Origin of the sequence: Streptococcus infantis, from assembly GCF_047465525.1 — a bacterium.
GTDB classification, from domain to species: domain Bacteria; phylum Bacillota; class Bacilli; order Lactobacillales; family Streptococcaceae; genus Streptococcus; species Streptococcus infantis_R.
In genome coordinates, this window is the sequence record NZ_JASGZS010000013.1 from 1 (window position 1) to 25,049 (window position 25,049).

General features: G+C 40.5%; 13 protein-coding genes. All 13 read right to left on the reverse strand.

Annotated elements, in window-relative coordinates:
- Positions 1 to 404 precede the first annotated feature (404 nt).
- On the reverse strand, positions 405 to 6,776 hold the full coding sequence (locus tag QM374_RS06120; RefSeq protein ID WP_414311182.1) for an SIALI-17 repeat-containing surface protein: 6,372 nt from the start codon (positions 6,774 to 6,776) through the stop codon (positions 405 to 407).
- Positions 6,777 to 7,098: 322 nt separating this feature from the next.
- Positions 7,099 to 7,983, reverse strand: coding sequence for an ROK family protein (locus tag QM374_RS06125; RefSeq protein ID WP_045762682.1), 885 nt, complete (start codon positions 7,981 to 7,983; stop codon positions 7,099 to 7,101).
- 15 nt (positions 7,984 to 7,998) lie between these two features.
- Entirely contained in the window at positions 7,999 to 8,916 is a 918-nt protein-coding gene (locus tag QM374_RS06130) for a dihydrodipicolinate synthase family protein (protein ID WP_016466210.1), read from the reverse strand.
- Positions 8,917 to 9,080: 164 nt separating this feature from the next.
- Entirely contained in the window at positions 9,081 to 9,731 is a 651-nt protein-coding gene (locus tag QM374_RS06135; protein WP_371561363.1) for a DUF624 domain-containing protein, read from the reverse strand.
- Between the two features lie 21 nt (positions 9,732 to 9,752).
- On the reverse strand, positions 9,753 to 10,205 hold the full coding sequence (locus QM374_RS06140) for a YhcH/YjgK/YiaL family protein (RefSeq protein WP_371561377.1): 453 nt from the start codon (positions 10,203 to 10,205) through the stop codon (positions 9,753 to 9,755).
- A gap of 200 nt (positions 10,206 to 10,405) precedes the next feature.
- Positions 10,406 to 11,248 (reverse strand): carbohydrate ABC transporter permease, encoded by an 843-nt coding sequence (locus QM374_RS06145; protein WP_001183246.1) that lies wholly within the window; start codon positions 11,246 to 11,248, stop codon positions 10,406 to 10,408.
- A gap of 15 nt (positions 11,249 to 11,263) precedes the next feature.
- Complete coding sequence (locus QM374_RS06150; protein ID WP_075227343.1) at positions 11,264 to 12,130, reverse strand: carbohydrate ABC transporter permease; 867 nt, start codon at positions 12,128 to 12,130, stop codon at positions 11,264 to 11,266.
- A gap of 233 nt (positions 12,131 to 12,363) precedes the next feature.
- On the reverse strand, positions 12,364 to 13,689 hold the full coding sequence (locus tag QM374_RS06155; protein ID WP_414311183.1) for an ABC transporter substrate-binding protein: 1,326 nt from the start codon (positions 13,687 to 13,689) through the stop codon (positions 12,364 to 12,366).
- Positions 13,690 to 13,806: 117 nt separating this feature from the next.
- Positions 13,807 to 14,505, reverse strand: coding sequence for an N-acetylmannosamine-6-phosphate 2-epimerase (locus QM374_RS06160; RefSeq protein ID WP_414311184.1), 699 nt, complete (start codon positions 14,503 to 14,505; stop codon positions 13,807 to 13,809).
- A 398-nt stretch (positions 14,506 to 14,903) separates the two neighbouring features.
- Positions 14,904 to 18,215, reverse strand: a complete 3,312-nt coding sequence (locus tag QM374_RS06165) for an SIALI-17 repeat-containing surface protein (protein ID WP_414311185.1) — start codon at positions 18,213 to 18,215, stop codon at positions 14,904 to 14,906.
- Between the two features lie 524 nt (positions 18,216 to 18,739).
- A complete protein-coding gene (locus tag QM374_RS06170) occupies positions 18,740 to 22,336 on the reverse strand; it encodes an SIALI-17 repeat-containing surface protein (RefSeq protein ID WP_414311186.1) in 3,597 nt (1,198 codons plus the stop codon).
- A gap of 366 nt (positions 22,337 to 22,702) precedes the next feature.
- Positions 22,703 to 23,686: an acetylxylan esterase gene (locus QM374_RS06175; RefSeq protein WP_414311187.1), complete on the reverse strand. Its 984-nt coding sequence runs from the start codon at positions 23,684 to 23,686 to the stop codon at positions 22,703 to 22,705.
- A gap of 435 nt (positions 23,687 to 24,121) precedes the next feature.
- The gene (locus tag QM374_RS06180; RefSeq protein ID WP_001291283.1) at positions 24,122 to 25,048 is read right to left on the reverse strand and encodes an ATP-binding cassette domain-containing protein; all 927 of its coding nucleotides are present in this window, start codon (positions 25,046 to 25,048) and stop codon (positions 24,122 to 24,124) included.
- Position 25,049 lies beyond the last annotated feature (1 nt).

A 25,049-nucleotide genomic window follows, 5' to 3' on the forward strand; every position in this document is an offset into this window, starting at 1 on the left:
TTTCGGAACTTTGAAAACTTCAAAAAACGGATTTTTATCGCTCTCAACATCAAAAAAGAAAGGACGAAATCCGTCCTTTCTCGATCTTAGATTTTCTTCAACCCACTACAGTTGACAAAGAGCCTGATTTTCATTGAGTATTAGTTTGCTCAAGTCCTATAACTAATGACTTATGCACATAGAATTCTACACCTAATTCTTGATATAAAAAAGCGAACAAGACGGAATTCTGACTCTCAGAAAACTCGTTTTGCTCGCTTTTTATAATTGAGATCAGTTATTGGTTTCAATCTCTAAATTTTGGACAGTTATTACAGCAGTTTCTTTAAACAATGCTACTATTCTGCAATAACTTCCCACGAAATCTATACTTTCTCAAAAGTGTTTCTTGAGTTTGACAGATTCTATTCGTCTTCTTTTTTCTTTCCCATTGCAGCTAAGCCAAGAAGTGCTCCTACAGCTCCCAAGCTTGCAAGGGTAGCAGTTTCTTTTGCGCCTGTTTCAGGGAGAATGTCTTGACGATTTGCAGATGCTTGATAAGTCTTTTCTTGTGACATAGCCTGAGCTACATGTGACTGATCATCCTTGTATTCTGGGAGCTCATGTACAGTTGCCTCTGCTCCATTGACACCACCTGTGAACTCTGGGGCTTCTGCTTGAACAGCTGCTTCTGAACCATTTACTCCACCAGTAAATTCTGGAACATCATGGATAGCTACTTCTGCTCCATTGACATTACCAGTAAACTCTGGTACCTCATGGACAGCTGCTTCTGCTCCATTGATACCACCAGTAAATTCTGGAAGTTCATGACTAGCTGCTTCTGTTCCATTGACATTACCAGTAAACTCTGGAACATCATGGATAGCCGCTTCTGCTCCATTGACACCACCAGTAAACTCTGGAAGTTCATGACTAGCCACTTCTGAACCATTTACTCCACCTGTGAACTCTGCTACTTCATGGATCGCTGGATCTGTTTTACCTGATTCAACTTTCTTAGTTCCGACTAGCATAATCTCATCTCGCGGTGCTTCCACAACTTCGCGAAGTTTTTCAGTACGACTTCCATCCAATGCTACTTCTATGCTGACGCGTTCTTTACCTTTACGACCAGCCTGAGCTACTCGAGTTTCACCTTCTGGAAGTGTTGGATCATCTTGCTTCACGGTCTTAAATCCGAGAGCTTCTTCAACAACTTCAAGGCTTGGCTGACTAAAGCTCAATTCTTTAACGCCATCACCTGGCACAGATGTTCCTTCAAAAGTACCAACTTCGATGACACGATCTTGAGCTTCTTCACGTTCAACCTTAACTGTCTTATGTGTGTCTCCATCTACTTCTATATAAGTCGTTACTTGACCTGCTTTGCCCTCTGAAACAACTTGTTCCTTGCCTTTGGCTAAGAAGGCATTCTCACGACGAACAGTATTAAAGGCGATTGATTCTGTCGTTACTTCAAGGCTTGGTTGCGTTTGAACTAAGACCTTATCTCCTTCAGTCGGAAGATTTGAATGTTTTACTTCCTCTTTCGGAGTCGCTTGAAGTTGGTTGATAGAAGTTAGAGCTGCTTGCAAAGCTTTATCTACTGCATCTTGAGTCTTAGCTTCTTGGATAGATACAAGAGCTTGTTCTGACAACTCAACTAGTTTCTTCTTAGCTTCCTTATCATCACCTAGTTCCTTGGTCTTGTTTTGAATAGCCTCTGCCAAGCTTGCCATTGCCTTGTCGTAGTCAATCTTAGGCTCTTCTGGTTGGACTGGTTCCTCTGGTTTCGGATCCTCTTTCGGAGTCGCTTGAAGCTGGTTGATAGAAGTTAGAGCTGCTTGCAAAGCTTTATCTACTGCATCTTGAGTCTTAGCTTCTTGGATAGATACAAGAGCTTGTTCTGACAACTCAACTAGTTTCTTCTTAGCTTCCTTATCATCACCTAGTTCCTTGGTCTTGTTTTGAATAGCCTCTGCCAAACTTGCCATAGCCTTGTCGTAGTCAATCTTAGGCTCTTCTGGTTGGGCTGGTGTTTCTTCGACACCATAGTTCTCTTCCTTATCAAGGATCGTTTGTAAGGCTGCAGCTGTTTTCAGAACTTCCTGTGGTTTAGCATCACTTGCTGAAAGTTGCTCTGATAATTTATCCAAGTTTGACTTGAAGGCTTGACGTGCCTCTGGAGTGTTCTTCAAGCTTGTTTGGTCAAATTTAACCAACTCATCCTTCCAATTCTTCATAGCTTGGATCAACTCTTCTTTGGTATAAAGAGCGCTACCTTCGCCATGAGTGATAAACTGGTCAACTTGGATACCAATGTTTCTCGTAGTATCATTACGTTTTGGATCCAATTGCAAGGTTACAGCATGCCAACCTTCTTCGAGTCCTGTTAGACGAACGAGAGTCTGATCGCCTTGACGTGTGGCAGCTGTACCACTGAAGTACTTCTTACCGTTGTATTCAGACGCATTACCTAGACCATCTTGATACTCGACTCTTCTACCGTCTAACGTCACCTTGTAGATACCATGACCTGGGTCTACAAAACCTTTAATTTCTAAACCTGTACCGTAGAAGTAGGCTGTTACGCTAGCATTTTTCTTCTGCTCTTCCGTTAAACGACCAAATGACGCCCAAGACTCAGTGTTTTGGTATTTACCTGATGAATTGGTTTCATGGTGCCAACCTGGGCTATAGTCAAGTTGACTAGCCTGATCATCATGACTGACTTGATCTTTTTGAAGCAATTCAGCTTTCATCACTCGAATCGTTGCTTCTGAAGCAAAGCCAAGCAAAGCTTCATCTGAAGCACTCGTCATTTTCACTTTGAAGTCAAAGATAGAGTCAGCTTGCTCCGTAAAGTCAATTGTTGGAATTGTCAAAGTCTTTTCTGTTTCCCCTTCTTGGAAGGTCAAATCAGCTGTTGTATCCTTGTAAACCTTACCGTGAACCCCTGTTCCTGGTTCAGTCACGACATGGACTGTTGCAGCTCCTTTGCTACCACCAACACGTTTAATAGTTACAGTAACTGGTTGGCCTTTTTGAACTTCATAGGTAGTTTCTTTCAACTCAAACATACCTTTACCAGCATTATTGAGCGTGTAAATACCTTCAGTTGCAATAGCTTTGCCAGTTTTGTTGACGAGTTTGATGGTGTGTTCACCTGGAGCCAAGTCATCTGTCTCATAAACCATCTGGCTACGTTTACGAGCCGCATTATTAGTTTGTACGTCTGCAACCTTTTGACCATCCACATAAACTGACATTTCACCGTGATTTGGATCCACTGTAGATACGACATAAGCCTTAGTTCCATTGAAACGGTAGGTTACGCTAGCATCTTTTTGATTGGTCCACATGGATGTTCCACGAACGCCTTCGGATTCGTCATACCAGGTTGTATTTGCTTTATCAGCTGTTGTATTTGAATGGTAATCCAAGCCTAGAGGATAGCCATCTGTTTTTTCGATGCTACTTGGTGTCTTATAAACAGAAAAGTTTGTCAAAATAGGAGTTGCTTGTGAATTCGTGATAGTCACACGAATCTTTTGTGCTTCCACAGGTTGACCTTGGACGAGACGACGATAACCAACAGTCGAACCTTCTCCATATGGAACCCAGCGACCATTGAGCTCAACTTCAACCTTAAATCCAGAGATACGTTGACCTTTAGCAATATCTTCTTTGAGTTCAACTACGTCAAAGCGTCTCTTTTGACCGAGATCCACAGTGAATTCACCTGTCTTGGCATCATTTGACAATGCCCAACTAGTATCATCCTTACCATCTGTTAAGTTGCTTGCTTGATACAAGTGATTCTTACGGGTAGAGCTTGCAGTGACAGTTGCTCCCTTGGCGAAGTCAGTCGCATACATTTGATCCAAGGTTGCTCGGAATTCTTTCAAGCGAGCCACATCTGCATCTGCGAATTTACCTTCTTTATTTGGTGGAATGTTGAGGAGAAGTGGCGTTCCACGACCAACAGATTTGAAGTAGATATCCATCAAATCTTTGATTGATTTTGGTTGTTGATTGTCATGGTAGAACCAACCTGAACGGATAGAAACGTCTGCTTCACCGACAGAGTACATATCTCCTTCTGGGTCTCCATGATTGAGATATTCATTCTTCACATCGTCAGTGATCTTAGCTTTCTTAACCTTATGCCAAACTGGATCTCCAGCTATACCACGTTCATTACCGATCCAACGGACACTTGTTGGTTGAGCAGAGAAGATAGCGATATCTCCTTCAGCTTCCTTGATGTACTTGAACCACTCATCAAAGGTATAGGTTACTTTTTGAGCTCCACTACCACGCGCACCGTCCATCCAAACTTCGATGAATTTACCATTGTTACCGTATTTAGGATTTCCAAGGATTTCCTTGAGCTGGTTGAGATAGTATTCGTTGTACTCTTTTTCAGTTGAAACATGATATTTAGGGTTATTGGCGTCCCATGGTGATAGGTAAACACCCATATTCATGTCATATTTCGTTGCTGATTTAGAGATTTCTTCGAGAAGGTCACCTTTACCGTCTTTCCATGGACTTGCAGCTACCGTATGGTCTGTGTATTTAGATGGATAAATCACAAAACCGTCGTGGTGTTTGACAACCATGATTGTTCGTTTGAACCCAGCATCCTTCAAAGTCTTAATCCACTGGTCTGTATCAAGGTTTGTTGGATTAAAGTTTTGAGGATTTTCTCTACCGTTACCCCACTCAGAGTTAGTGTAGGTATTCATACCATAGTGGATGAAGGCAGCCAATTCTTCTTTATGGTAGTCCAATTGAGCCTTGCTTGGAAGTGGACCATAAGCAGCAATTTCTGTTTCTTCGTCTTTTGGATCAACTGCTGGAGTGACTGGTGTTACTGGTTTTGGATCTTCAATTTTTTCGTATTCAAAAATAACTTGGTTCACTCCTTTATGTTGGATTGTTGCTTCTTGGCTTGCATTGACTGCACGATAGCCTGCAATGTCTTTGGCTTGGAATCTATGAACAAAGGAAACTTCATATTCTTTACCATCGTTATTATCCACAGTCGCAGCTGCTAATTCTTGGTCGGTACCTTTCAAACGATAATGAACGTCAAAGGAACCTTTATTGACCTTATAAACAACCTTGATAACACGAGTTCCTGCAGGAGCCTTGCTCACAACGCTATAATCATCTTCCCAAGCGTCTTTTAGTTGCTTGTTGACAGTTTTACCGTCAATCGATACAATCTCATATTTGTCTTTATTCTTCTTGTAGAAATCAGTCTTCTCAATTTCTGTTTTATAGTTATAGTCGAACTGAGTTCCAACTTCCGTCTTTTCAACAAAAGTATCGTTTTCTTTGACTGGATTATCATTTTGGTCTAGGTGTTCGACAACAACTCGTCCATAATCAACACCTTCAAGGAGAGTCGCTACACCACTTTCATCGAAGGAATATTTGTTTTCACCGATTACAGCTGTCTTATTTCGAAGCATTTCTCCCTCTGGAGTGAAGTAATAACGATTGCCGTTATCTCCTTGATACCAACCTTTAACACCGTATTTGTCAATGATTTCTTTGACCCATGCTAATTGTTCTGGTGAGAGGACAAGCCCTCCTCCAAAGCGATCTTTTTCAGCAATGTTTGCATTATCGACAGTTCCACGTTGGTGGATCCCAATGACCTTACCTTCACCGTTGATAATCCCACCACCTGAAAGACCTGATACAGAAGTCAAACGATAAGTGACACCAACTGTTCCCTTATCATCATACTTTTCAGAACCTTTGACAACACCGTCAGCCTTATACAATTGACCTGGAACAATTGGTTCCTTCAATTCTGGAGAAGTTGAATCTGTAGGGTAACCGATGGTGCTAACAGGTTCTCCAGCTTTGTATTCTCGATGTTCTGCTAAAGGAGTAAAGGTAGCTGCCTTATTTGGACTTGCAATTGAAAGTGGAACTGGAGCTACAACCAAGGCTAGGTCATTCTTATAGCCTTCACCGAATTTTTCTTTATTCCAGAAATGAATATCCTTTTCCTTGAACAAAACAGTATTTCCTGAGCTTGGCAAAGAATTATTCTTAGCAGTATTTGAACCTACATTGTAATAGAACTTAGCCGTATCACCACCACGGATAGAACCCGCATTAGTATCTGCATCCTTGACCAAGAAGTTGTGGGCCACTGTCAAGATGACATTTGGAGCAACAAAGATACCTGAACCTGAGTTAAGGTATCGCTGACTACCGCCATTGGCCAAAGGTGAGCTAAAGATTGAATAAACCATAGTAGCAGATGTAGCTGGTTGACCGTCATAATTGATATGCTTAAGGTCTTGTCCGCCATTGATAATGGCTCTATTTTCTTTTCCAGCTTCAGATGGAGCTGCTTCTGTAGGTTTCAAAATGCTCTTAGTCTCTACTTGTGGGCTTTCTTTCTCTGAAACAATAGCTGCAGTATCCACTTTTTTCACTGGTGTATCAGGATAAGCACGATCAGGGATTTCTTCAGGGAGTAAATCACTAGCCACTTCAGCAGTTTTTCCTTCCTCTGCCACCTTCTCGACAGCAGATTCTGTTTTTTCAGTTACTTCTTCTTTGACTGCTTCTTCTTTTTCATGATCTACATCTGCTACTTCTTTTGCTTGACTATCTACTTCAAGTTTTGGTTCTGTCACAAGTTCACTAGCCGCAACATTACCAGATGCAAAAAAAGCAAGACCAACTGCGACAGAAGCAACACCAACAGTCAGTTTACGAATACTAAATATTCTACCTTTTTCTAAAAAATATTGTTTCATCAAATACTCCTACTATTCTAGAGCAGTCAGCTACTGCCCAAGCCCAGCTTTAGCTGGCGACATTTTTTGTTTGATTCTCTAGCTTAAAATTCTTTCTCTGAGCTATTTATTTTGAGTAAATATAAGGTTGTAGAAATCGCTTACATTTTCAAAAAATAAAATAATGCTTCCATTAGCAAGAATTTTTCTAAAGTTTTCGCATTATTATAAATATACTATGTTATATTAAAAAATGCAAGGGCTTTCAAAGCTTTAACTAGATTTTTACTAAATGATCATTTTACTGTTTATCACTAAAAAATCCTAAATTGGCAAGGCCAACTTAGGATTGTTTTGTTTTGAAGTGATAGTAAGCTCCAAGCATACCCGCAGTATTTTGATGACGCGCAAACTCTAATCTTGTTTTTTCCGCTAAACTTGGAACAAGCGCATCTTTCAGAGCTGTACGAATTTTCGGTTTCAAAATCGCTTCCTGCCCCATAATACCACCACCTAGTATAACAACCTCTGGATTGGCAACATAACAAATGTTAGCAAGACCCTTCCCAAGATAGTCTACCATGCGGTCAATTCCCTCCATACAGAGTTTATTGCCTTCTGTAGCTTCTTTGAAAATTCTACGACCATTCCAATGGGCTACTTCTTCACCATGAGCCTTAGCGACATACTCAACCAAGGCAGTTGTAGAAGCTAAATCTTGGAAAGCCCCATCTTGCATATGCATATAGCCAACTTCACAGGCAGAATTACTAAATCCATGGAAAATCTGGCCGTCAATGATTAAGCAACCGCCGATACCTGTTCCGATTGTCAAACAAAGCGTTATTCCTGCACCTTTTCCAGATCCAGAAACAGCTTCTGCTAGCCCTGCACAGTTGACATCATTTTCAATTTCACAAGGAACTTGGAAACTTTCTTCAATTTCTTTTTTAAATTGAGTCCCAGCATAATTCGGGATCTGTGGACCTGCATAGAAAATCTCACCCTTATCAGGATCAACCATTCCCGCTGAGGAAATAGCCACACCTGCCACTGGACCTTTTTCTAGATAGCTAGCTACGATATCTTTTGTTTTCTGTAAGATGTGTGGACCGCCCTTATGAGCCTCGGTTGCTACTTCGTGAGACTCTACAAGTTGTCCATCTTGGTCAATCAAACCATATTTGATATTAGTTCCACCAATATCAATTGCAACGTAATTAGTCATAAAGCCTCCTATTGATTAGAGGAAACGCTCCTTAGTTTCACGAATCAATTGAGCAGCTGCTTCTACAACTGGACGATCTTCTTCGGTCACTGGTGTAAGTGGAGAACGAACTGATCCGATATTAAGTCCTTCATTGATTTTTAAGACTTCTTTGATAACACCGTACATGTTTCCATGTGCTGCAGTCAATTTACCAATGATAGCGTTGATTGCGTATTGCAATTCACGCGCTGTTTCTAGGTCTTTGTCTGCAATCAATTGGTTGAGTTTCAAGAAGAGTTCTGGCATAGCACCATAAGTGCCACCGATACCAGCTTTTGCTCCCATGAGACGTCCGCCTAGGAATTGTTCATCTGGACCGTTAAAGACGATATGATCATCACCACCAAGACTAACAAAAGTTTGGATATCTTGAACTGGCATTGAAGAGTTTTTAACACCGATAACACGTGGGTTCTTCAACATTTCTGTGTAAAGACTTGGAGTCAAAGCAACACCTGCCAATTGAGGAATGTTATAGATAACATAGTCTGTGTTTGGTGCTGCTGCACTGATGTCGTTCCAGTATTTGGCTACTGAGTACTCAGGCAAACGGAAGTAAATTGGTGGGATTGTTGCGATAGCATCTACTCCCAAGCTCTCTGCATGACGAGCAAGTTCGATACTGTCTTTAGTATTGTTGCAAGCCACGTGAGCAATGATGGTCAATTTACCTTTAGCAACTGCCATGACTTCTTCCAAGATCAATTTGCGGTCTTCTACGCTTTGGTAGATACATTCACCTGAAGAACCATTGACATAAAGTCCTTGAACACCTTTATCAATAAAGTATTGCACCAAAGCACGAGTACGTTCTGGGCTTACTTCGCCCGCATCATCATAACATGCGTAGAAGGCAGGAATGACGCCTTCATATTTTTTTAAATCTGACATAGATTTCTCCTAAGATTTCTTATTTTCTGCTCTGGGCAGATGATTTTTTACTATTTTAGTATACACCTTGTGAAAAGCGCTTTCAATACATCTTAGCCACTTAGATTTTAATTTCTATTCATCTCTCGTAGCTTTTCATGTTTGAAAGTAGTTTCATATCATTTTCAATCTGCTTGATATTTAGCAAACAATTTTTCCATTAATCCAGCTTGGCAAAAAGCAAGAAGGCCAAAGCCAAAAAGTAGAAATGCTGAACCACCAAGTACTAGAGTAAAGCCTGATAGATAGAGAAGCATCATGATTAATAAAATAATCGCAAGCATCAAGAAGAACCACACGAAGTTAAAGCTTACCAAGAGCAAGCCCTTTTGAAGAACTTCTTTCCAAGTTAAGTCATAGCGTGCAGCAATTGGATAGCTAGCCAACATAACTAGGGTTAAAAATATCAGAATTCCCAAGCAAATGGCCTTAATTAGCTGGAAGCCTAGGCTGGTTTGCCCCCAGAATAGTGATAAGTCAACCACACTAATCAGAAAAATCCCTAATTCCAACAAACCTAACTGGAGGCCTAATTTCAAATTTTGCTTAAAGGCTCTCATATAAGTTTTAAAAACAGGAACACGACGACTACCCTTAACTTCGAAGATTGTCTGATAGAGACTGATCTTCGCTACTCCGATCGTCACAATAGGCAAACAAGATACAACAAAGAGTAGGTTAACCGTCACGATATCTAACACTTTCTCACAAAAACGCATCAGAAAGTTATCCGTATCAAATGCCGCTTTTATCAATCCAGATCCTTTATGTGCCATTGTTTGCTCCTCCTAACTTGACTAATCGATTAAAATTTTAAATAAGTATTTGCGAACTTTATCTTCCATACCTGCATAGCCATTAGGCTGATGAGGTTCACCTGGGAAAAAGACTGCAAAATTGTGATAACCCAACAAGAGTGGGTATTGTTCATGACAATGGACAAAGCCAATATCACTGGCTTCATCAAAGGCTACAGCCTCATCTTTAACGCGAGAACCATAGCTAGAGTACTCATGTCCTTCAACTAACAAATGCAAATCTGCATAGTTTTTATGATGCTCAAAGCGATCATTTTCTTCTTTGTTGAGAACATTTTCCTGTACAACCAAGAAAACCTTATCTCCATCAATCTCGTATTTGCCTAATTCAAAACTATCTTTACGATGCTCATAGAGATAATCAATAGCCTTATCTAGATTAGGATGAATTCCTTTGTAAAAGCTAATGTTTTTTAAATCATCAAAAATCATAGTAATTTCCTTTACCTGATTGTTACCTTCAGACATAAGATGTCTAGCCAGTAAGTTTATAAGTGTCTAACAAAACTTCATGAAGTAAGCAACTCCTCTCCATTTTGTAGACACTTATATATCCTGTATTCTCTTAGTCTATCAACTATACTGCTGCATACTGATAAACAATTTGTACTATATTCAATTTTCGCAGAGTACTATCCTTTGACAGCTCCCATAGTAATCCCTTGAGTGAAGGATTTTTGGAAGACAAGGAAGACTGTTACGATTGGCACAGCTGCAAGGGCAGCCCCTGCCATGATCAAACCATAGTTGGTTGCCATCTCGGCCTGCATAGTCGCAACACCGAGCGAGATGGTCAAGTTTTGACGTGAAGTCAACATTACCAATTGCATGAAGTAGTCATTCCAAGTATTGATGAAGGTAAAGATTGCAAGAGCTGCAAATCCTGGCTTCACAATAGGGAAGGCTACGCTCCAGAAAGTACGAATCTCACCGCATCCATCGATTTTAGCAGATTCGAGCAATTCTGTAGGAATGTTTTCACTGAACTGTTTCATGAGGAAGACCCCGAATGGCCATCCGATTAAAGGCAAGATAACTGCCCAAAGAGTGTCATGGATTCCCATGAAGTTGACGATACGTACCAATGGTACAAGGACAACTTGTTTTGGAAGAGCCATGGCAGCGATAAAGATTGCAAATAGAATGCGTTGACCATAGAAACGTTTCTTAGCCAATACATAACCTGCTAGTGAAGAGGTTGCACAAACCAAGAACATCGTTACTAAAGAAATGAAGACTGAATTCCACATCCATTGCAAGGCTGGGTTTTGCACCATCAATTGTTGGAAGTTCTCCATTGTTGGAGCTTTAGGGAACCATTGTGGTGGAATCATAATGGTATCTGGTTGTGATTTGAATGCACCTGTCAAGATCCAGTAGAATGGGAAGATAAACAGTACAGTCAACAAGAGCAAAATGATTGTTGAAATAACAGTAAAGGCTGTTAATGGTTTCTTTTGTTGTGTAGGTTGCATAGCTGTCTCCTTTCCTTAGTATTCTACATCGTTTCCGAGGATCTTGAATTGAGCGAAGCTGACAAGGGCAATCATAACTGCCAAGAATACACCAATAGTATTGGCATAGCCATATTCAGTCAATTGGAAGGCTTTTTCGTAGAGGTAGTACATAAGTGTACTTGTTGAGTAGTTTGGACCACCAGATGTCAACAATTGAATCAAGGCGAAACATTGGAATGAGTTGATGGTTGTAATGATTGCGATATAAAGTGTTGTTGGAAGAAGGCTTGGCCATTTAATCTTCCAGAATACTTGAAATTCAGTCGCACCGTCAACACGAGCTGCTTCTACAAGTGAATTATCAATATTACCCATTGCAGCGATGTAGAGAATGATTGGTTGACCAACTGATGTTGTCAAAAGGATAATCATAATCGCCATCAAAGCCCAGTTTTTATCTCCCAACCAAGAAATGTTTTGGCTGATGATGTGGCTTGACTTAAGCACGAAGTTCAAAATACCTGATAGTGGATCGTAGATCCATTTCCATACTACTGTTACAGCAACACTACCTGTTACTACAGGAAGGAAGAAGACGAAACGGTAGAAAGATCTAGCGATGGCATTTTGTTGGTAAGTTTGTGATGCTACAAAGAGCGAGAAGAGTACAACGACTGGTACAGACCCAATAACCAAGATTACGGTATTAATCAAAGATTTTGTAAAGACAGGGTCTTTAAACATACGGATGTAGTTGTCCAAGCCCACAAACTCAAAGCTAGTCATCGAATAGTTGAAGAAACTAGTGATGAAGCCCATGATCATTGGAGCTAAAACGAAGACGGTAAAGAAGATTAATACTGGTGCTAGGAATGCGTAGGAAATAATAGTTTCCCGCATGCGAATTTTATTGATTTTCACAGTCGGCACCTCACTTTCACATAGTTTTGTTTTTTTGACTGTTATCTGACCCTGATCTAAAATCAAAATGAAATTTTTCTAAGATTCGTCAATGTAAAAACTTCATTTTAATTTTGACCTGTCAGTTGCTTCTATTTCAAACAAAAGCCCCCCTTTTCATACACAGATGTGCTCAGGGAAAAGGGGGGATTTCAGTTTTTATTTAGGGCTTATTATTTAGCTGCTTTTTTGATTGTTTCGTTCGCTTTTTCAGTGAATGCTTTCAAAGCTGCAGCAGGTTGTTCGTCACCATTTGATACAGCTTGCAACATTGGGAACCAAAGTGTTCTCATTTCAGCAAATCCGTCGATTGTGTTGTAGTATGGTGAGTAGTATTGAGTCCAACTACCGATTGTTTCCATACGTTTGTCATCATAAAGTTTTCCAAATGAAGTACGAACTGGGAATGCACCTGTACGAACTACGTCTTTAGGACCCCATTCTTTGTCATCTGCGATGAATTGGATGAATTTCTTAGCTGCTGCGACTTTCTTTTCGTCTTTGTTGTTAAATACTGCAAATCCGTTTACAAGGTATTCAAGAGCTGGTTTACCTGAATCAGATGGGAATGGTACTTCTACCACTTCAACTTTACTTGATTCCAAAAGTTTAGCTTGGATACCATTTTGAGCTGGTGCCCAAAGGATTGTGTAAGAAGTTTGACCGTTTGCAAAGTTTTGGATGTCTGCTCCACCGTCAAATTGTGAACCGTTGTTCAACAAACCATCTTTGATCCAGCTTGATGCTTTTTCAAGACCTTTAACGAATTTAGGATCGTCAGTTGTATATTTAGTTACTTCTTTATCAGTTACAGATCCGCCATAAAGGTTAGCGATGAAGGCACGTGTTCCTTGGTCTCCCCCTTGACCTGAACTGAACAATGAACCTGGTGTATACCCTTTATCTTTAAGCGCTTTCAAAACTTTTTCAAAGTCATCAGTTGTCCAACCTTCTTTTACAAGGTTTGCAACTCCTGCATCTTCCAACATTTTCTTGTTCATAGCCATGTAGAATGGTGCCGAACTGATTGGATACATGTAAGCTTTATCACCAGCTTTACTTGCTTGGATGATATTTTCGTTGTTGACATCTTTAACAAATTCATCTGTAAAGAGGTCGTTCAACTCAGCCAATTTACCATTTTTACCGTATTGGATGATACGTCCTGGTGCGTCAAAGAGAACGTCTGGCGCAGTTCCTGCTTCGATTGCTGTTGTAATTTTTTCTGGACCAGATTTGAAGTCGATTGTTTCTAGTTTAACTTTAACATCTGGATTTGCTTTTTCGAAAGCTTCGATGATAGATTTTTCATAAGTTCCTACACCATCGCCAGTTTTTTCTTGAGTAAAGACTGGGAATGCCCACCAAGTGATTTCAGTTTTTCCACTGTCACTACCAGAGTTAGCAGCATCTTTGTTAGCATCTGATTTGCCACAAGCAGCAAGAGATAGAACCGCAGCACCCGCAAGTACTGTACAAGCTAGTTTTTTAAATTTCATTTGTATTCTCCTAAATGATGATAAGCTTATCCGAATCGGATAATGAGTAATGTCGACTTTGTATACGTTTCCATTTTTTCCTACTAATCAACCACTCTCCTCGTTTTTTATATTGTGTTATTTAAGACCCGCAACAAATCGTTCCGTAATCTCTTTTGGTCTAGTAATAGCGCCACCAACTACGATACCTCGCACTCCGTAACCTAGGATTTGCTTAGCTTGTTCTGGTGTGTGAATTTTTCCTTCAGCGATGACGTCCACCCCTGCATCACAGAGTTTCTTGATGAGTTCAAAATCTGGGCCATCCACTTTTGGACTGTAAGAAGTGTAACCTGATAAGGTTGTTCCGACAAAGTCAATTCCCGCTTCAACTGCTGTTAGACCTTCCTCAAAGATACTTGTGTCAGCCATCAAGAGTTGATTTGGATATTTTTCTTTGATCTGACGGATAAATTCTTGGATCTCCAAGCCATCATGACGTTCACGCTTGGTACAGTCAAGAGCAATGACTTCGATGTCAAGAGCTGCTAGCTCATCTACCTCTCTCATAGTCGCTGTGATGAATGGTTCCTGTGGTGGATAATCACGTTTAATAATTCCGATAATCGGAAGTTTAGTGACCTCTTTAATCTCCTTAATATCTCGAACACTGTTTGCTCGGATACCGACTGCGCCACCTTGTTCAGCTGCTTTCACCAACAAGGGGATAACTCCTCCCGCTTCTGTATAGAGCGGTTCATGAGGAAGTGCCTGACAAGAAACGATGATTCCATCTTTGATTTGTTCAATCAAGGCTTCTTTACTAATTTGTGGCATCTACTTTCCTCCTTTTCTTTTCCTTTGTGTTTATGTGACTATTATAGCTTATTATTAAAGCGCTTTCAATAACTTGTGCTAGAATAGATTGGAGTTTCAAAACAATTTTATGCAACAGTTTCTTCTGAAAGTAGTTTCAGGGACCTAAAATCTATCCCAACACCTCTTAAATCTTGAAACCAGCCCTTTTTCTCGCAAACATGAAAGAAAAAGGCCGTAACTAATTTTCGTTACGACCCTTTCTAACTAATACTCTTCGAAAATCAAATTCAAACCACGTCAGCGTCCCCTTGCCGTACTCAAGTACAGCCTGCGGCTAGCTTCCTAGTTTGCTCTTTGATTTTCATTGAGTATAAGATTTAGTTTCACTAAGGAAACCTTCAATTTTAACGATTTGACTAATCTTCTTTTCTCTTCCCCAAAGCAAACATACCAAGGAGCATCCCCACAAGTCCTACAGAAGCAAGGGCAGAGGCATCTTCACTTCCTGTCTTAGGAAGAACATCTTGACGAACTGCAGGCGCTTGATAGGTCTTATCTTGTGCCATAGTCTGAGATACAATAGACTGCTGACCTGTGAACTCCGGTACTTCTTGTACGGCTGCTTCGCTACCATTGACTCCACCTACAAATTCTGGAGATTCTGCTTTTGCTGCTTCTACTGCATTCACACCACCTGTAAATTCTGGTTGTTCATGAACCGCTGCTTCTATACCATTGACTCCACCTGTGAATTCTGGTACTTCATGCACAGCTGCTTCACTACCATTAACTCCGCCTGTGAATTCTGGAAGTTCTGCTATCGGTGCTGCTTCTTCGCCTACTGTACCAATAGGTTCAGTATACTCTGGAAGCTCCGTTACAGCAGCCTCTTCGCCATTCACCCCACCTTCGAATTCTGGTACTTCATGCACAGCTGCTTCACTACCATTGACTCCACCTGTAAATTCTGGATTTTCTTCGGCTGTTGCAGCTTCCTCACCGTTGACACCACCTTCAAAGGCTGGCAATTCATGAACTGCCGCTTCGCTACCATTAACTGCTCCAGGAATACCTGCTCCTTCAAGACTCACTGGAAGGTTATGCATGCTCTCGATTGCTCCAAAAGCAAGTCCAGTTATTTCTTGACCAAGATCTGACTTATCTATTGTAAATAGAAGAGTCTTAGTATCATACTGGGTCATGAAGTTTACTTTTTTACCATTTGCCAACTGAAGTGTTGGGATTTTGTTAACCAAAACTTCTGAATCAAACTCTACTGCAAGAATTCCTGGCCATTTTTCAATAACATTTTTAACTTTGGCTTCTTTAGGAGAAATTCTTTCCTTCGTCAAGAAATCCCAGTTGAATTTCTTGAAGGATAGAGTATAAGGATTGCCACCAGCTTCATGATGTTCATACAAGAGACCAAATTCTTTTGGTCCGATCTGTTGAAGTGAGTTATAGGCATATTCCCCTTCTTGAATCAAATGATGATGCAACCAAGTCAACTCGCCATCTTCTTCTACGCGAGCCACTCGAATATAACCATTCTTACGACCTGGGCCATTGGCATTTGCTAGAAGGATGTACTCTTTACCATCTTGAACCGTATGAGTCGCCGCCATTTGAACATAAACATCAGGTACATCATAGCGTGCTACATAGTTGTCCCATGTAATACCACCATCATTACTTGTCGCAACCTGCAAATCACCTGTCAAACCACGCATAAAGAGTTTCAACTGACCATTATTCAATTGAACAACAGAAGCTTCCGTATTTTGAGCGTAGTAATTGTTCATGTTGCTTGAATCAACTACTGTACCATCATAAAGTGTACGGTTATCATTGACACCGCCACCCATATGCCAAGTCTTACCATGGTCATCTGAGTAGATGATACGAGATGATTGAGATCCGTTGAGGTGGTTTGTTCTATTCGTCGTATAGACAGGAACGACGATCCGACCTTTATGAGGTCCATTCTGGAGGGTAATGCCCACTCCAGGTCCCACACCTAAAAATTTCATCCAATCAGCTTTAACCATTGGGGTAATATCTTGTGGTGCAGACCAAGTTTTACCATCATCATCACTGTAAGACATCCATAGGTAGCTGTCTTTAGCAATTCTAAACGGAGAGGTTTTATTGCTTGTAAAGTAGATATTTCCTAGTAGTTGTTCACCTTGATAAAGGTCGCCTTTATCGCTATAGGCTGGCTTGACTGGATTTACAACAACACGGTAATCTGTTGCCTGACCATCTGGTGTGTAGACAACACCATTTTCACGAATGGTATAGGCTCCATTTTCTCCTTCACGATAGAGAATTTGGTAGGTTTTCCCATCAATTTCTTTATAAGCTTCCTCTTTTTCAGCTGACATCCCAAAGATACCTTTTCCTTCTGGGAACATATCATAGACTGAGAAGATACGTTTAGTTTCAGTATCTTGAACCAAGACCATGTCGATATTCACTGGTGAACCAACGGATGGATCATTAGCTTTTGGATTGTCGCGTAGATTCGTAAGTGTGATACGATCGCCCCATGTTTGACCCTGATCTTCACTTCGTTTGACGACCATACCGATATCGCCCCAGTCATAGTGGTGCAAACGACGTTCATCAGCTCCAGCAATCAGAGTTCCCTTGTCAGTCTTAAGGAGGGCTGGAATACGATAGCTATTAATACCATCTGGATTTGACTGCCCATTTTTACCAGCTTCAAAGACATCCTTTTTATCTGTTATCTCAGCTCCTTCTGGAAGCTTTTTCTCTAATTCGGATCTTTCAAATAGGTAGCTACGATTTTGAACTTCTTCTGGACTCAAGGCACGATCGTAAACCGTTAGATTACGAACTTGTAAGCCTGCCCCCAAAACCATACTTCCTGCACGATTTGTGGTACCAATTTGCATATGATTCACATCAGGCATATCTTTGATAAAGCGTCCTGATTTCTTACTTGTTCGTGACAAAACTCCGTTTACATAGAGACGAACTTGCCCATCTGGAGAATCTGCACTTGGTCTTTCAACTGTAAAGGTTACTGAGTTCCACTGACCTGGTTTGACTGTTAATGGTGCGTCTGTGTATCTATCATAAAATTGATCGCCGTTTTGATCGCGGCCCTCAATCAAGGCAACGTTGTTGTAAACAGCCATGGTGAAATATTCATTTCGAACCTTATCACTTGAGACTGAGAAAAGGTTGTAAAATGCTGGCGCAGAAGCATCTGGTTTGAACTCCATATGAACGGTCGCATTTTGAAGCTGTTTCAGTTTGTCCAATTGCTCTGTCAGATCAATTCTATTGCTATTTGCAGCATTAGTCTCTACATCTTCCTTTTCAAGAACAGTGTTGACATTTTCCAACTCTCTAGCATAGTAATCACGTGGAAGCGCAGCTGGATCTTTTTCTGTTTCTCTAGTTGCTTCTGCCGTTTCTGCTGTTGCAGTTGTCTCTGTTCCAGTATGTGCTTCTGTAGATGCATGTGTGACTGTATCTACCCCATTAGACTCTGTCGCACTCTTTTCAGTATCTACTGCTTTTTCTTCCTGATCCTTCTCTACTCCTAGTTCTATCGTTTCCTTATTGGTAGTTGTTGATTCTTGTGCCAATACTGGCGATGCACCAAAAACAACTGCTCCAATCACTACTGAAGCGGCTCCTACTGTAAATTTGCGAATTCCGTATCGTTGTTTTCTATCCAACTGATTATGCTTCATCTTTCTTCCTTTCATTTTCGAAAATAAAGCGCTTTCTTTTTTGCTTAAAATTTTTAGCCATCTGACTAAATGACAAAAATTACTTTTTCACGAATGGTTACACTCGCTCTTTCAAATTTTATCTTATTCTCATTATATAATAAATTTTCCTATTTTAAGATAGATGAATATAGAACAGATTTCACTTTCAGTTTTCGAAACATAAACTCAGACATTTGAAACTACTTTCGGGTGCTTTGGATTTTTCTAACATAAAATTGCTTCATTCAGTTGAATCGTTTTTTTAATGAACTTTATCTCAAACTTATACTCAATGAAAATCAAAGAGCAAACTAGGAAGCTAGCCGCAAGCTGTACTTGAGTACGGTAAGGCGAAGCTGACGTGGTTTGAATTTGATTTTCGAAGAGTATTAACTATTTGACTCCTGATTTATCTAGATCAAAAAGGCCGTAACTAGTTCTAGTCACGACCCTTTCTAATATAAGATCAAATTTCTCTATGAATTTCGTTGGTTTTAACTATTTCATTGATCTTCTTTTTTCTTGCCCATGGCAAATATACCTAGGAGCATGCCTACAAGTCCTAGAGAGGCGAGAGGAGCAACAGCTTCACTTCCTGTTTCAGGAAGAAGTTGCTGACGAGCAGCAGGGGCTTGATAAGTTTTATCTTGTGCCATAGCTTGAACCACAATTGACTGTTCTCCCTTATACTCTGAGACCTCATGGATAGCAGCTTCAGCACTGTTTGCACCACCTACATAGGCTGGAACTTCTGTACTCGCTGCTTCTAGCCCATTAACACCGCCTGTATATTCTGGCACCTCTAACTTAGCGGACTCTAATCCATTGACACCACCTGTGTACTCTGGAACTTCTAACTCAGCAGATTCTACTGCATTGACGCCACCTGTATACTCTGGAACCTCTAACTTAGCGGACTCTAATCCATTGACGCCACCTTTGTATTCTGGAGAATCTAACTTAGCGGATTCTACCGCATTGACACCACCTGTATATTCTGGCGCTTCTAACTTAGCGGATTCTACTGCATTGACACCACCTGTATATTCTGGCGCTTCTAACTTAGCAGCCTCTACTCCATTTACACCACCTGTGTATTCTGGAGAATCTAACTTAGCGGATTCTACTGCATTCACACCGCCTTCGAACTCTGTACTTTCTGCCTTAGCTCCTTCCTCACCATTGACTCCACCTTCAAAGGCTGGAACTTCATGAACAGCCGCTTCTTCGCCGTTCACACCACCTGAGAAGTCTGGCACATTATGAACAGCGGCTTCCTCACCATTGACACCACCATCAAAGGCTGGAGCCTCATGAACTGCACCTTCTTCACCATTGACTGCACCTGTAAATTCTGGAACTTCATGGATTTCTGCTTTTGCACCATTTTTCCCACCAGGGACTCCTGCACCTTCAATACTTACAGGCAAATTATGCATGCTCTCAATTGCACCATCAATGATTTCTGTAATTTCTTGACCAATATCTTCCTTGTTAACTGCGAAAAGCAATGTTTTTGTATCGTATTGCGTCAAGAAAGTCGCAAAGTTCCCATTTGCCAATTTAAGAACTGGTGGTTGATTCACCAATACTTCAGAATCAAATTCTAGAGCAATGACATTTTTGCTCATCTCCACAGCATTTTTTACAGTTGCTTTTGTTGGAGCAATTCTATCCTTGCTTAAGAAATCCCAGTTGAATTTCTTATAAGACAAGGTGTATTCATTTTGAGTGGCAGTTGCATGCTCATAAAGCAAGCCAAATTCACCATTTCCAAGATCTTGCAAGGAGTTATAGGCAAATTTGCCACTTTGAATTGGATTGTGCTTGAGCCAAGTTAAATCTCCATTAGCTTCCACACGCGCTAAGTGCACCAGACCATTGTAACGTCCTGGCCCACCTGCATTACTGAGGATGATATATTCCTTACCATCTTGCACCGTATGAATGGCAGACATTTGAACGTAGACGTCTTTGACATCTGAATAGCGTTTTACATCTTTTTCCCAAGTTGCTCCGCCATCTTTACTTGTCGCTACTTGAAGATCACCTGTCAATCCACGCATGAAGAGTTTGAGATCCCCATTATTCAACTGAACAACAGTTGACTCAGTATTTTGAGCACCTGGATTATTCATAGTTGAAGAATGAATTGTTTGGTTACCTACTGGACGGTTATCATTGACCGCTTCACCAGCGTGCCAAGTTTCACCATGGTCATCTGAGTAAATGACGCGTGAAGACTGAGAACCACTTAGGTAGGATACGTTATTTGTAGTGTAGGCAGGGATAACAAGACGTCCTTTATGAGGTCCTGAATGTAAGGCAATACCTGTACCAGGTCCAGTACCTAAGAAGTGCATCCAGTCCTTACGAATGCCGTATGTAATATCTTTTGGTGCAGACCAAGTTTTTCCATCGTCATCACTATAAGACATCCAGAGATAGTTGGTGTTTGAAACTCTAAAGATATTCTTGTCGCTGTAATCAAAGTAGACATTACCAATCAGTTCTTCACCCTTGTAAAGATCACCCTTATCACTATAAGCTGGTTTCTTAGGATCAACTACAACACGGTATTCTGTCTTTCTATTTTCAGGGTCAAAGACTTCACCATTTTCACGTATTGTATAACGTCCTGCTTCACCTTTTTTGTATAGAACCTGATAAACCTTATCTCCAATTTGCTCATAGGCTTGTGGTGCTTTTCCTGGTAAATCTCTAACAGCTTCACCTTCTACGAACATATCAAAAATAGAGAAGATTCTCTTAGTTTTCGGATCTTGGACTAGGGCCATGTCAATGTTGACTGGTGATCCCGCATGAGCTCTTCTGGCATTCTCATTATCACGAGGATTTGAGATGACAATTCTATCTCCCCATGTTTTGCCCTTATCATCACTACGACGAACAACCATACCGATATCGCCCCAGTCAGAGTGATGCAAGCGTCTCTCATCTGCACCAGCAATCAAGGTTCCTTTATCCGTTTTCAGCAAGGCTGGAATGCGGTAGCTCGCGATGCCGTCTTTATTTGGCTTGCGGTTCTCACCACCTTCAAAAACATCCAGTTTATCAGTAACTTCTGCTCCTTCAGGAAGTTTCTTCTCCAACTCTCCTCTTTCAAAAAGTTGGCTACGTTTTTTAACTTCTTCTTGAGAAAGAGCACGGTCATAAACAGTCAGATTACGGACTTTAAGATTAGCGCCCCAGAAGTTTTTGCCTGTGCGTTTTGTTGTACCGATTTGTACATGGTTGACATCTGGCATGTCTTGGATGAAGCGACCAGACTGAGGACTTGTGCGCGACAAGACACCATTTACATAGACGCGAACTTGACCTTTTGGTTGGTCTGCATTTGGTCTTTCAACTGTAAAGGTTACAGAGTTCCACTCACCTGGCTTAATCTTCAAAGGAGCAGTTTTATAATCACCATAGAATTGATTTCCATTTGCATCACGACCTTCAACGATAGCTGTGTTATCAAGGATGGCCATAGTGAAATACTCATTTACTTTGGTATCACTAGAGACTGAGAAGAGGTTGTAAAAACGTGGAGCAGATGCATCTGGCTTAAACTCCATATGAATGGTCGCATTTTGAAGTTTTTTAAGTTTGTCTAGCTCCTCCTTCATGTCAACTCTTTGACCGTTTGAAGGATTGGTTTCAACATCTTCCTTCTCTATAACAGTATTGGCATTTTCCAACTCTCTTGCATAAAAGTCACGAGGAATTTTTCCAACCTCTTCTTCGTCTTCACTCTCTGTAGCTGGAGTTTCGTTTGATGCTTCTGTTTCTGTTGGTTTTTCAGGCCCTGGGTTTGCTTTCAGCTCTTCACGGTTTACTTCTGTGCCCTTATCTGTTGCCGTTGCCAATTTGTCTGCGAGCTCCTTATCGAGATTCGTCAGATTTCCTGTCTCTACTTCCTTAGGCAATTCTGGCAAAGATTGCCCCGCTGTTTCACCATTCGTTGATGGCGCCTCTTGAGCCAAAGCAGGTGCAGCACCAAAAACAACCGCTCCAATTACTACTGAAGCTGCTCCAACTGCAAATTTCCGAATCCCATATCTCTGTTTTCTATCAAAATCTCTCTGATTCATGTGTTCCCTTCCGTTTTTATATAAAGTTAAGCGCTTTCTTTTTTGCTTAAAATTTTTAGCCACTCAGACTAGATGCAAATAAGAAACTGTATTATTGAATGGAATTGCCATTCTTTGTAATGAAATGCTGTTGCGCTTTTAAAAATTCCAAGTTAAAAGATTCGCAACTAGCTATACTCCTTTCACCTTTTATCTTAATCATATTATATAATAAATATTCTAAATTTTAGACTTTAAAATCTATAATAGATTCTACTTTCAAAGATGTTTAGAAGTTTCAAACTACCTGAAACTACTTTCTCATTATCTGGGGCACATAAAGAAAAGCCTGTAGTTCATTCGAAACTACAGAGCTTTTTTCAATTTTTAGTGACCAAGATAGGTAAAGGGGATCTCACTACCACACAACCAATTGTAAACTTGATCATTGACATGAACATTCATGGCTTCATGAGCGTATTCAGGCATGATACGATAACTCTTTTCACAAGTCAAACGGTTGTAAATAGCAAACTGAGTGATTGGATAGCAGACATCGTCATCAAGTCCAGTAATCATCCGAACTTCCCCCTTAATACGATGGGCAAGATTTTTTACATCGATATAGCTAAGTGTTTCCATAATCTGCTCTTCAGTCTCATGGAATGGATCATGGAACTTAAAGTAACGAAAGAGCTCATCATAGGCTTCGCTGGTATTTCCAATCTCTAGCACTCGTCTAAAGTCTGATAAGAATGGATAAATAGCAACTGTACGTTTGATACGTGGATTTAGCCCCGCAGCCACTAGAGCTAGTGCCCCTCCTTGAGAAGCTCCATAGCTTGCTAATTGCCCCTCATCCACTTGTGGGAAGCTAGCTACAATCTCAACTAATTGATAAATATCAAGATAAACATCCTTATAGAAGAGTTGCTCTTTTCCTTCTACTGCACCACGAATGATTTGGCCCTTAACTGTATTTCCGAGTGGCGAGCGCAAGCCATCTTGTGAGTAACCAGACTGACCACGGACATCCATAGATACGACACCATAACCAGCGACTGTAAAGGCCAACATATCTGTCCAATCCCAACAACGTCCCATATATCCATGGAAGTGAAAAATAACTGGTACTTTATGTTCAGATTTTGGTAAGACCACACGTGCATAAACAAGGCCTTCCCGAGTGCCCTTAAAGGTGAGTTCATAGCACTTCACGTTTGGAATACGAAATTCACGTTCCTCTAGTTGGTAATCTGGCAAGATTGAAACCTTCTCTATTTCCCCATCCCAAAAATCGTCAAAGTCTTGCGGAACTTCATCACGCCCTCTGTAAGTTTTCATTTCTTCTATTAGTGCTGGATTTCTCATAAAACCCTCCTTTTTTTGTAACCGTTACCATAACTCTAGCACATAAAGGAAGGCAATGCAAGACTGATATTTTAAATAGAAAGTGATTTTAATTTTGAAGATTCATAAAAGCTTATCTGAAAGTAGTTTTATCCATTCCATTCTGTATAAATTCAATACACTTTCAAAGAATAACAGCTTCTTTGGTCTCTCCTCCAAGAGTCATTGAAGACTAGTCTTATACTCAAATCCAAACTAGGTCAGTTTTATCTGCAACCTCAAAGCCGTGCTTTCAGCAACCTGCGGCTAGCTTCCTAGTTTGCTCTTTGATTTTCATTGAGTATTAGCATGTTTTCGGGTATATAGTTGTCTATCTTTAAACTAGTTTTTTTTGCAAAAACAAAAAAGTTTCATAACCTTAATAGAATTATTCTACCAAGATTACAAAACTCTTTCTTATTTCAAATCTTTTTTATAGCGTTCCAACTCTGCTTGGTTTGCCCAAACATAGTGACCTGGACGAATTTCTACCATAGAAGGTTTATCAGTTTCATAGTCATGTTGATCTGGATCATAGACTTTCAAAACTTTTTTACGTTCCAAGATTGGGTCTGGAATAGGAACAGCTGATAGAAGTGCTTGCGTGTATGGATGAACTGGATTGTTAAACAATTCTTCAGTCTCAGCCACTTCAACAATGACACCCTTATAAATTACCGCGATACGATCAGAGATGAAACGAACTACTGACAAATCGTGGGCGATAAAAAGATAAGTCAATCCTAATTCCTTTTGGAATTTCTTGAGCAAGTTCAAAACTTGGGCACGTACAGAAACGTCCAAGGCTGAAATCGGCTCATCCGCAATAACGAAGTCAGGTTGCATAACCAAGGCACGGGCAATCCCGATACGTTGACGTTGTCCACCTGAAAACTCATGTGGGTAACGTGTCAAGTGTTCAGCCAAAAGTCCCACTTCACGAATGATATTTTGAACTTTTTCTTTTCTTTCTTCTTCATCTTTAAATAAATGGTGGTTATAAAGACCTTCAGAAATGATATAGTCAACCGTTGCACGTTCATTCAAACTTGCAGCAGGGTCCTGGAAAATCATTTGGATACGACGGATTAATTCCGAAGCTTGTTCACGTGATTTTTTACCATTAATTTTTTGACCTTCAAAGATGATATCACCTTTGCTGGTATCATTAAGACCGATGATAGCACGACCAATTGTTGTCTTACCACTACCAGACTCTCCAACAAGTGAGAAAGTTTCTCCTTTGTTGATAAAGAAGTTCGCATTTTTAACAGCGACAAACTTTTTGCTTCCTTCACCGAAGGAAATTTCTAAGTCTTTAATTTCTACTAATTTTTCAGACATT

Coding starts and splice junctions, on each gene's coding strand:
- QM374_RS06155 (WP_414311183.1), bottom strand. CDS start 13,689: ATGAAATTTAAAAAACTAGCTTGTACAGTACTTGCGGGTGCTGCGGTT.
- QM374_RS06140 (WP_371561377.1), bottom strand. CDS start 10,205: ATGATTTTTGATGATTTAAAAAACATTAGCTTTTACAAAGGAATTCAT.
- QM374_RS06150 (WP_075227343.1), bottom strand. CDS start 12,130: ATGCGGGAAACTATTATTTCCTACGCATTCCTAGCACCAGTATTAATC.
- QM374_RS06180 (WP_001291283.1), bottom strand. CDS start 25,048: ATGTCTGAAAAATTAGTAGAAATTAAAGACTTAGAAATTTCCTTCGGT.
- QM374_RS06145 (WP_001183246.1), bottom strand. CDS start 11,248: ATGCAACCTACACAACAAAAGAAACCATTAACAGCCTTTACTGTTATT.
- QM374_RS06130 (WP_016466210.1), bottom strand. CDS start 8,916: ATGTCAGATTTAAAAAAATATGAAGGCGTCATTCCTGCCTTCTACGCA.
- QM374_RS06160 (WP_414311184.1), bottom strand. CDS start 14,505: ATGCCACAAATTAGTAAAGAAGCCTTGATTGAACAAATCAAAGATGGA.
- QM374_RS06170 (WP_414311186.1), bottom strand. CDS start 22,336: ATGAATCAGAGAGATTTTGATAGAAAACAGAGATATGGGATTCGGAAA.
- QM374_RS06175 (WP_414311187.1), bottom strand. CDS start 23,686: ATGAGAAATCCAGCACTAATAGAAGAAATGAAAACTTACAGAGGGCGT.
- QM374_RS06125 (WP_045762682.1), bottom strand. CDS start 7,983: ATGACTAATTACGTTGCAATTGATATTGGTGGAACTAATATCAAATAT.
- QM374_RS06120 (WP_414311182.1), bottom strand. CDS start 6,776: ATGAAACAATATTTTTTAGAAAAAGGTAGAATATTTAGTATTCGTAAA.
- QM374_RS06135 (WP_371561363.1), bottom strand. CDS start 9,731: ATGGCACATAAAGGATCTGGATTGATAAAAGCGGCATTTGATACGGAT.
- QM374_RS06165 (WP_414311185.1), bottom strand. CDS start 18,215: ATGAAGCATAATCAGTTGGATAGAAAACAACGATACGGAATTCGCAAA.